This is a genomic window from Asaia platycodi JCM 25414, from assembly GCF_000614545.1.
GTDB classification, from domain to species: domain Bacteria; phylum Pseudomonadota; class Alphaproteobacteria; order Acetobacterales; family Acetobacteraceae; genus Asaia; species Asaia platycodi.
The window spans coordinates 108,114-115,474 of sequence record NZ_BAKW01000008.1; the positions used below are offsets into that span (position 1 = coordinate 108,114).

Below are 7,361 nucleotides of genomic sequence, written 5' to 3' on the forward strand. Positions count from 1 at the left end.
GAACGGTGGTAAACAGGACGTCGGAAGAGCGCGACGACACGGGGCGCAGTGCCAAGAGCGTGAAAGTGGGATGTATGGAGACTATCGATTTCGTCGACCCGCATGTGCATCTGATCGATATTGATCGCCTGCATTATCCCTGGTTGTCACCGCCTTTCAGCCATGATGCGGCGCTCGGTAGCACAGAGGCCATAGCGCGCTCCTACAGCCTGTCGTCCTATCTCAAGGATATGCACGGGATGCGCGTACGCGGGGTGGTTTATGTCGATTCAGGCGTCGTTGCGGATGAAATCCTGAGTGAAGTGCGTTACGCGCATCACGTTCTGCAGGCAGCGCTGGCGCCATCTGACAGCGCGCCAGCCCATCTCGATGCCGCAGCAATCGTGGGTTTTGCGCGGCTCGATTCAGCCGATCTCGACCAGGTCCTGACCCAGCACAAGATGACACCGCTCTTTCGCGGTGTGCGTCATATCGCCAACTGGCACAAGGATCGGGCCGTCGCCTATCCTGGCCCCGATCTGACGCGTGACCCGTCGTGGCTGGACGGTCTGGCCGTCGTGGCGCGTCATGGGCTTACATTCGACCTGCAATGCTTTCCCGATCAGGTGCCTAGTCTCGCCCCTGTCCTGCAACGGCATGAAACCATGCCGGTCGTCATTGATCATCTTGGCATGCCGCTTTTCGACAATGAGGGCGGTCGGGAAAGCTGGCGCAGCGGAATGAGGGCCTTGGCGGCCTGCCGCAACGTGCATGTCAAACTTTCGGGCTACGGATTTATCAGGCGTGACTGGCGTTTTGAAGATGTGGCGCCAGTTCTGACCGAGGTGATCGATCTCTTCGGTGTCGAGAGATGCATGTTCGCGAGCGATTTCCCGACCGATCTGCTTTGCGCCCCGGCAAGACAGACGATCGAGACCTGGCTGCGCTTTATCGAGCCGTTCAGCATCGCAGAGAAACGCGCCCTTCTGGGCGGTGTTGCCGCGCGATTTTATCGTCTCGATCTCGACTTCTGACAGGTTACTGCCCCCAACAGAAGCCCTCTGGGCGAGTAAGAGAATGACAGGTCAGGAGTCCAGCATGCTGTTGAAAGACAAGATTTTCGCTATCACTGGCGGTGCGTCGGGTATCGGTCGCGCCGCTTCGCTCGAAGCGGCGCGTCAGGGCGCGGATGTGGCGATAACCGATATCGTTAAGCCGGAAATCGCTCAGCCCGTCCTTGAGGCGATCAGGGCGCAGGGCCGGCAGGCTGTCTATCTGCAGGGTGATGTTTCTGCGCCCGAAACTGCGAGCCGTTTCATGGAGGTCATTGTCGAGGGGCTGGGTGGGCTCGATATCTTCGTGAGCAATGCGGGCATCTGTCCGTTTCATCCCTTCCTTGATTTGCCGCCCGAGACCCTGACCAAGACCGTAGGGGTCAATCTGCTCGGTGCGTATTTTATGGTTCAGGCTGCGGCCAATCAGATGGTCCGGCAAGGACGAGGTGGTGCGATCATCGCTGTGTCTTCCATTTCCGCGCTGGTTGGTGGCGCGTATCAGACGCATTACACTCCCACGAAGGCCGGGGTTCATTCCCTCATGCAATCCACTGCCGTAGCACTCGGGAAATACGGAATAAGATGCAACTCGGTTCTGCCCGGTACGATACGCACCGCGATCAATGAAGAAGATCTCTCCGACGAGGTCAAAGCGCAGGCCATGATCGGACGCATTCCCCTCGGGCGACTGGGGGTTCCGGAAGATCTTGCCGGGCCGATTGTTTTTCTTGGTTCCGATATGGCAGGCTATGTCACAGGGGCGTCGCTGCTGGTCGATGGCGGGTGTTTCGTCAATCTGCAATAGGGGCGAGATTCTCTGTCCTGCCTGAGTGCGTATGTACCGCCCGGATCGGGGAGCAGAATCCGGGCTCAGAGTCGGTTGCTGCGGGTTGGCGTTTTTCTGCCGACCGTGGCACATGGAGCGCCATGTCAAACGGTGCCCCTTTTCATAGCAGCTCGCTTTATCATCTTCTGTCGGTTGCGGGAGCGGCCTGGTGGTCGAAGGGGCTCGCCGTTATCCTTGGCACGTTCATCCTCGAAGATGCCACGACCATGATTGCGGCGATGGCGGTCGATGACGGGCGCATCACAGTGACCCTGGCCCTGATCTCGCTTTATATTGGCGTCGCTGTTGGCGACCTCGGCCTCTACGGGCTTGGCGCCATCGGCGCAAAATGGCCCCCTGCACGGCGCTGGCTGACGCTGCCCCGCCACGACAAGGGGCGCAACTGGTTCCACCGCAATGTGGTCCGTACCGTGGTCATCAGTCGCTTCATCCCGGGTGCGCGGCTGCCGCTCTATACGGCCTGCGGTTTTTTCCGCGCGCCGTTTGGCTCTTTTGCAGCAAGTGCGGTTGTCGCTACACTGATCTGGACATCGCTCCTTTTCAGCGTTTCTCTGCATGTCGGGGGGTGGCTGTCGGCCCATATGGCGAGCTGGCGTTGGTTCGGTATAGCGGGATTCATTCTGACCATTCTTTTCGTCGGACGCCTCATTGCGCGCTTCCAGACCTTCAGTGACTGATCGATCAATGCTCCAGATTTCGCCTGACCTGTCTTCGCAGCCCGAAATGCCCGACGAGGATGGCAAGGCGCCCCACCCGCTTTCCCTGTTTGAGTTCTGGCCGGGGTCGATCTTTTATACGCCTATCGTGCTCTACTGGATCGCACTCGGGCTGCGCTACGGCGATTTCAGCATACCGAGCGCGGCCAATCCCTGCATCGAGACGGGCGGTCTATGTGGTGAGAGCAAGAGCGGTATTCTCGACCTTGCCGGACCTGTCGCCAATCGATGGATCGCCCCTTATGTGACGCAGATGCTGCGCAAGGGGCAGCGAGAGCAAGACGCCGAGGCGGTCATTGCCGCCCTGGGCGAAAAGGGCATTGCCTTCCCGGTGGTGGTCAAGCCTGATATCGGCTGTAACGGCACCGGGGTGAAGCTCGTGCAGAGCCCTCAGAACCTCCTGCAGGTCCTGAGACAATTTCCTTCAGGCGTGCGTATTCTGGCCCAGGCACTGGCCGAGGGTCCCGTTGAGGCGGGGTTGTTCTATATTCGCGAACCTGGTGCCTCGTCGGGACGTATCACTTCAATCACCTACAAGGAATCCCCGGTTCTCGAAGGCGATGGCCTTGCGACCATCCGCGAGCTGATCACACGTGACACGCGCACCAATCTTCTGCCCGATATCTATCTGCCCCGTCTCGAGGGGCGGCTTGACGATGTTCCGGCACCCGGCGAGCCAGTGCAGCTCGTTTTTACCGGTAATCACTGCAAGGGCTCGATTTTTCGCAATGGCTGCAAGGATGCGACCCCTGCCCTGACGCGTCGCCTGGACGAGATCATCGGGGATGTTACCGAGTTCCATTTCGGTCGTATCGACGTCAAGGCTGCTTCCATAGAGGCCCTGCGTCGAGGCGAGGATTTCGAGATTATCGAGTTGAATGGCGTAGGGTCGGAGGCGACCCATATCTGGGATTCCAGAACCACGCTCTGGGAAGCCTATCGCGCACAATTCTACCACTATCGTGAGGCATTCCGCATTGGGGCCATGAACCGTGCGCGTGGCCGCAAGACTTGTGGCGCCTATACGATGCTACGCTACTGGCGCAAGCAGCGGCGCCTGCTTGCACTCTACCCGCTCAATGACTGAGCAAAGCGTGTGACTGAGTAAAGCGTGGCGAGGAGAGCGCGAAGGACAGGGTCAGATCGATAGCCTGCCTGCCGCTGTGCGATTCCTACTGTATACCTGAACCGAAAATATAATTGCTGACCTGCTGCTCGAGCGAGCTGGGCGCCTCGGTGTTGGTGATGGTCCCGTCGCTCGGCAGGCGTTCCCGTGACTTGCCGGGCGCGATGGCCAGCGCGTTTTCTGACGTCATGCTGGGGGCGGCGATCGACAGGATCGTATCCTGCGGCAGGGAGAGATGGCGATCGATCGAAAAATCGACCTGGGCCATCTGCGTCTGCGGGTCGAGAGCGATACGCGAAACCGTGCCCACCCGCACTCCGGCCAGGACGACCGAAGCGCCCGGGTTCAGCCCGTTGGCTGAAACAAAGCGGGCATGAAAGCGCTGCGTGTCGCCAGAAGGCCCATGACGCTGGGCCACGGCGTAGAGGGCGAAGCCTGACGCGAGGGCGAGCACCATTGCACTCGCCAAAATCGCGCCGCCCCGGTTTTTTGCCGCCATCTTCGCTTCACCTGCCTGTTATAACAGCGGAACTCTTCGCCTGAGTTGCGGTCATGGTCAAGCGCGGGCTTGCGGTCTGTGCCGCGCTGAGGCAGGAGATAGAAACATTTCTTTCATACTGAGCTGACATGACGTTGCTTCAAGCACTGGTTCTGGCGATCGTCCAGGGACTGACCGAACTTTTCCCCGTGAGCAGTCTCGGTCACGCGGTACTGCTCCCGGCCTTGCTTCACTGGAATCTGGACGAACGCAGCGAATTGTTCCTGCCGTTTCTGACCATGCTCCATTTCGGCACGCTGGTGGCCTTGTTCTGCTTTTTCTGGCGCGACTGGCTGGCCATTTTTACTGGCGCTATCGGACGACATGGCCCCGCGCGTCGCGAAGAAGCCATTCGCATTCTGGTTCTGCTCGTCGTTGCGACCATTCCGGTAGTGATTTTCGGCGCAGCTTTCGAACATCGTCTGAAGGTAATTTTCGGCACGCCGGTCGCGGTGGCGCTTTTCCTGATCCTGAACGGACTCATCCTGCTCGTGACGGAGTGGATGCGCTCCTACAAGGGCCGTCGTCCGCAGCGCGCCATTGCGGACATGTCGGCCAGGGACGCTCTGGTCATCGGCTGCTGGCAGTGCCTTGCCCTGTTTCCCGGTATCTCGCGCTCTGGCTCTACCATCAATGCCGGTCTGGTTCGCGGGCTCGATCATGAGACGGCGGCGCGCTTCTCGCTTCTCATGGCTCAGCCTGCCGTTCTGGCAGCAACGGTGCATGAGGCATGGCAGCTGCGCCATATGACAGTCAGCCACGAGATGGCTCAGATCTCGGTCATTGCGGCCATCGTCGCAGGGATCACGGCGCTGATCAGCACGGCGGTGCTGCTCAAATATTTCCGCAATCACGACCGCTGGGCGCTGTCGCCTTTCGCCTTCTATTGCATCGGCGCTGGCCTGTTCTCGCTGCTGGTACTCGTTCTCTTCTGATAACGAAATAATTTCCACTTTGACGGCCGATCCGGCATGATCGGCTTTTTCGAGCATGGGCGATTTTTACCATTCCTGACCTGGCTGCACCTCCACCTTCGCCCTCTCCTGTCGGGAGCCGTCGCAAGACGCTCGAGCAGGTCACGGCTGATTATGAGACGAACGGGCTGAAACGCTCTCTGACGGCAACCCAGCTTGTCATGCTGGGTGTCGGCTCGACCATCGGTGCCGGTATCTATGTCATGACCGGCACGGCGGCGGCGGAATATGCGGGGCCGTCGATCCTTGTTTCTTTCGTTATCGCCGCTCTTGCCTGCCTCTTCACGGCTTTTTCCTACGGCGAGCTATCTTCGAGCCTGCCAGTATCGGGCTCGGCCTATTCATACGCCTATGTCTCGATGGGTGAGCGCGCTGCCTGGACGGTAGGTTGGCTGCTCTTGCTCGAATACGGCATATCCTGCGCAGCAGTCGCTTCGGGGCTTTCAGGCTACGCGACCAGCCTGCTATCGAGCTTCGGGTTTCATATCCCTGCCGCGCTCAGTCAGGCGACGTTTCAGACTGTTCCGGGCAGTGGTGGCATGGCCATCACCTCGGGGTGGCGTTTCGATCTGGTCGCGACGATTGCCATTGCCATTGTTACTGCCTGTCTGGTGCGGGGTGTGCAGGAATCGGCGCGCGTGAACACGATCATCGTTTTTATCAAGGTCGGTGTTCTTTTCCTCTTCGTGGCCTGCGGGTTGTTCGCCCTGCATCCGTCGTACTGGCACCCGTTCATTCCTGAATATCGTGGCGGTTTTCAGTATGGTATCCCCGGCATGTTTCGTGCCGCCTCGATCATTTTCTTCGCGTATGTGGGGTTCGAAGCCGTCTCCACAGCGTCGGCGGAAGCCCGCAATCCGCGTCGCGACGTGCCTATCGGCATTATCGGCAGTCTCGTGATCTGCACCTTCGTCTATGTATGCGTCGCGTCCATCCTGATCGGAATCGTGCCTTATCAGCAGCTCAATGTCGCGGACCCGCTTTCGATTGCCGTGCGCGCGATGCACCAGCCGTGGCTCGCGCTTTTCGTCAATCTCGGTGCGACCATCGGTCTGTGCTCAGTGCTGCTCGGTCTGCTCTACGGTCAGACACGCATTTTCTTTGCCATGAGTCGTGACGGGCTCTTGCCGCCCATCTTCTCTTACGTGCACAAGCGCTATCACACACCCTGGACGGGCACGATCCTGCTCGGCATCATCGTCGCTCTTGCCACGGCGACTTTGCCGATCGATGTCATCAGCGATCTTGTCAGCATCGGTACGGCGGCAGCGTTCGGTATCGTGTGCTTCACCGTGATCTGGCAGCGCAACATGCATCCTGACATGCCGCGCAGCTTCAGCGTACCGCTGGGCGGTTTCAGGGTCAAAGGCTGGTGGATCGGCATTACCCCGCTTCTGGGTATTCTCTTTTGCGTCGTCATGATTGCCCCGCTTTTTGCCGATATGGCGCGGGCGCTCATGCATGGTAACCCGGTGCCTGCGTTGCTGCTGCTCGGTTATGCCGGGCTCGGGTTTGTCACCTACTGGTATTACTCACGCCATAATTCCAGCTTTGCCAACAAGCGCGACGTCTGAGGCCCACCTAGTCACGGCTGTATGAATTACCCACAGATTTCGTGGATGTGTTCGTGGGTAAGGTTGTGGATAAGGGGCGCACAAGAATCAGAAAGGGGGGAGCGTTCGGCTCCTCCCTTTTTTATGCGCTGACAGGCTGGGTATTTATTTGACAGCTCTTTCGGAAAGCTCGCGGGCGATGACGCGGGCGCAGAGTGCCATTGAGATAGCGCCTGCATCGGGATGGCCCTTGCTGCGCTCGCCATGGGTGCGAGCACGACCGAGACGGGGGAGCAGATCCTTTGTGGCCTCTGCGGCAAGGGTCGAGGCTTCTGCGGCCTGAGCCCAGGCTTTTGTGATGGAAAGTCCCTGCCTGAGGCCGCCCTCGAAACCCTCGACCAGGGGTTCGAGCGCGTCCATGAGCGTCTTGTCTCCTTTTTTCGCCTTGCCGAGCCCGGCGATCTTCTCCATGGCGCGACGCAGCCCGAGGGAAAGACTCTGCGCGTCCGGCACGGCTGAATCGTCGAAGGCAGTGCTGAAAGCAAAAAGCCCTGCACCCCAGAGGGCGCCGGA

Annotated in this window: 8 protein-coding genes; 6 read left to right on the plus strand and 2 right to left on the minus strand. The window is 59.4% G+C overall.

The features are described from left to right. The first annotated feature begins 5 nt into the window (after window positions 1–5). From JCM25414_RS08260 to JCM25414_RS08275, 4 genes are all read left to right on the plus strand, one after another. Window positions 6–1,013 (plus strand): amidohydrolase family protein, encoded by a 1,008-nt coding sequence (locus JCM25414_RS08260; RefSeq protein WP_148301000.1) that lies wholly within the window; start codon window positions 6–8, stop codon window positions 1,011–1,013. 64 nt (window positions 1,014–1,077) lie between these two features. Then, window positions 1,078–1,839 carry an SDR family NAD(P)-dependent oxidoreductase gene (locus JCM25414_RS08265; protein ID WP_025841317.1) on the plus strand — a complete coding sequence of 254 codons (762 nt, stop codon included), beginning with the start codon at window positions 1,078–1,080 and terminating at the stop codon, window positions 1,837–1,839. Between the two features lie 122 nt (window positions 1,840–1,961). Continuing rightward, the gene (locus JCM25414_RS08270; RefSeq protein ID WP_025841318.1) at window positions 1,962–2,558 is read left to right on the plus strand and encodes a DedA family protein; all 597 of its coding nucleotides are present in this window, start codon (window positions 1,962–1,964) and stop codon (window positions 2,556–2,558) included. A 46-nt stretch (window positions 2,559–2,604) separates the two neighbouring features. Further along, complete coding sequence (locus JCM25414_RS08275) at window positions 2,605–3,684, plus strand: hypothetical protein (RefSeq protein ID WP_025841319.1); 1,080 nt, start codon at window positions 2,605–2,607, stop codon at window positions 3,682–3,684. An 85-nt stretch (window positions 3,685–3,769) separates the two neighbouring features. Here JCM25414_RS08275 and JCM25414_RS08280 read toward each other — a convergent pair whose 3' ends face one another. Continuing rightward, window positions 3,770–4,222 (minus strand): MlaD family protein, encoded by a 453-nt coding sequence (locus tag JCM25414_RS08280; protein ID WP_025841320.1) that lies wholly within the window; start codon window positions 4,220–4,222, stop codon window positions 3,770–3,772. A 128-nt stretch (window positions 4,223–4,350) separates the two neighbouring features. Between JCM25414_RS08280 and JCM25414_RS08285 the strand changes: the two genes are divergently transcribed. Together JCM25414_RS08285 and JCM25414_RS08290 are read left to right on the plus strand one after the other, a co-directional pair. Then, a complete protein-coding gene (locus tag JCM25414_RS08285) occupies window positions 4,351–5,196 on the plus strand; it encodes an undecaprenyl-diphosphate phosphatase (protein WP_025841321.1) in 846 nt (281 codons plus the stop codon). Between the two features lie 200 nt (window positions 5,197–5,396). Continuing rightward, on the plus strand, window positions 5,397–6,809 hold the full coding sequence (locus JCM25414_RS08290) for an amino acid permease (RefSeq protein WP_081775845.1): 1,413 nt from the start codon (window positions 5,397–5,399) through the stop codon (window positions 6,807–6,809). A gap of 144 nt (window positions 6,810–6,953) precedes the next feature. Here the strand turns inward: JCM25414_RS08290 and JCM25414_RS08295 are convergent. Next, on the minus strand, window positions 6,954–7,361 hold a 408-nt coding region (locus JCM25414_RS08295; RefSeq protein WP_025841323.1), incomplete at its 5' end, for a DAK2 domain-containing protein.